The 1,936-nt window shown below is 58.8% G+C and carries 2 protein-coding genes; both read right to left on the bottom strand.

The window, feature by feature from the left end; translation table 11 throughout:
* Window positions 1–91 precede the first annotated feature (91 nt).
* Complete coding sequence (locus AB0D94_RS37760; protein WP_096376522.1) at window positions 92–1,207, bottom strand: XVIPCD domain-containing protein; 1,116 nt, start codon at window positions 1,205–1,207, stop codon at window positions 92–94.
* Complete coding sequence (locus AB0D94_RS37755) at window positions 1,204–1,743, bottom strand: hypothetical protein (RefSeq protein WP_145959935.1); 540 nt, start codon at window positions 1,741–1,743, stop codon at window positions 1,204–1,206. The genes AB0D94_RS37760 and AB0D94_RS37755 overlap by 4 nt, the downstream gene beginning before the upstream one ends.
* Between the last annotated feature and the right edge of the window lie 193 nt (window positions 1,744–1,936).

Genomic DNA, 1,936 nt, shown 5'->3' with positions numbered 1-1,936 from the left:
GGGAGTTGTGGGTGTTTCAAAGGCAATGAGGCGACTTAAGGCCGCGGTGAAGGGCAGCGCGGGGAGCGCTGATAGCGTCGGGCGTTCCTCTTCAACGCTGGAGCGGCCGGTCGACCGTCTCGGCTTGTTGGCTGGGTTGCTGACGTTGCGTCACTTCCAGCGACGCCAGGTTCCGCATGGACTCGCCCAGCGAAACGTTTGCAGCCGTCTGAGCATTTACATGTGAAAGCTTGTGACCCGGGTCGTCTAGGCGTCCTTCAACTGCAATCACATTCCGGCCGATCTCTCCGCCCGGATGTTGGCTCAGCAGCACATGGTCGATCCGCTCTAGCCCGTCGCGTCTGGCTTGGGCGCAAAGGCTGCCGGCGATACAGTCCAATGCCTGATCGCTAGGGCTCAGCCCATGCTGGGCGAACGCTTCCAGCGTCTTCTCGCGTGTATTCCGCAAGAACGTATTTTCGGTTGCGCCGCCGTGATTACTGCGTTGCGGCTGCGCCGGCTCGTTGTCACCTGCTTGTCCAGGTGGCTGGGCATCGGTCCTAGGGCGCAGCACGCGCTCGAAGTCGTGCAGGTAGGCGTCGCGGTGGGTCAGAACGCCATTGCCGTCTTGATCGGTCAGGGAGCCGCCAAGCGTGTATCGCGTGTCCGCGACTTTGCCAGCGATCGCCGCGACCACCTGCTTGTCCTCTAACTCTCCGGAGTTCCATTGCTGATAGAGCCTGGCTAGCTCTAGGCCATTCAGATAACCGATGGCATCGAAGGGTGACTCCTTCTTGAACTCCGGCTCATTCTTCAAGTCCCTGAGAATAGGGAACGCGTTGAATATGGCTGTGGCTTCGATCTCGCTGCGGTACTGCACATACTCTTGTGCGGTTCCATCGGGTTTGAAGGGGCGCGTGGTGTTATCGCGGTCGTGCCCGATCTCATGGGCCAACATGGCGAACATATGGCGTTGCGACCAAGGAAATGCGCCGGGCTGCTGTAGATTCCGCCAGTTCTCTTGGTCGACGACGATCGCGGGTGGGTCGCTCGGCCGATAGCGCGGTAGGGTGGCGCCGACTTCGGTCTCGATCTTACCGCCCTTGTCAAAAAATTCCGCAAAGTTCTGGCTTGCGTGAGGTGACAGCAGTATCCATCGCTTGATGTGTTCTGGCATCTGCTGAAACTGGTCACTGCGCTCAAGAGCGTCTGTGTCGCGCGTGCTCACTTGTCCCTCTCGATGTGGATCGTTTGGAGGCACTTGCCATCGGGGGTGGACGTGATGCCGACCAGCATTCCGTTCTTAAAGGCGTTGTAAATAGGAGCGGATACCTTGCCCGAGCCCTCATAGGGCGTGGCCTGAGTCAAGTTCAGCGCTCGCTGTGTAGAGAAGCATGGTTCCGCTGCGAGGCCTAGCGAAATGAAATCAGCGGGAGGCGGTTCGAGCCAGAACAAGGAAAGAACCTGACCGTCTGCGAGTGTCTTGGCATCGCGATTGATGTACTTGGCGCCAGACGGGTTGATGCCGTAGATCTTTGATAGCTCTGCGCTTACGCGGCCCATTCCAGCGACTCCGCTCAGGGGTTCAGTAAGAACGCGCTCAATGGTTAGCGGATCGTTGGCTGTTGATCTAACGTTCGAGGCGCAGCCAGACAATAGAGTGAGTGCCGCAGTGGCAGCGAAACTTAGAGTTGCGCTTTGGCTGCGAACCGAGGGCTTCATCGCTGTCTGCCAGGCTCGTTCGCTATCGCTACGTGCGGCCATGAGGACAGGTCCTGTGTAAGAAGATAGCCGCGTGCTATGCATTTACTGATTGGGCCAGGCGGAGGGCGAGTGAACGCGATAGGTCTAACGCAACGTTTACCGATACTCGCGCCGATCATAGCGCTGATCTTGGTGCGCAATGCGTGTTCTGCAAAGGTGGGCTGCGCCCGCCACGAGTGCCCAAGGGATTCGC

Origin of the sequence: Streptomyces sp. NPDC048255, from assembly GCF_040652415.1 — a bacterium.
Classification (GTDB): domain Bacteria; phylum Actinomycetota; class Actinomycetes; order Streptomycetales; family Streptomycetaceae; genus Streptomyces.
Note: the sequence above shows the minus strand (reverse complement) of the source record. Positions and strands in the feature narration are given on the sequence as shown.

Coding starts and splice junctions, on each gene's coding strand:
- AB0D94_RS37755 (WP_145959935.1), bottom strand. CDS start 1,743: ATGGCCGCACGTAGCGATAGCGAACGAGCCTGGCAGACAGCGATGAAG.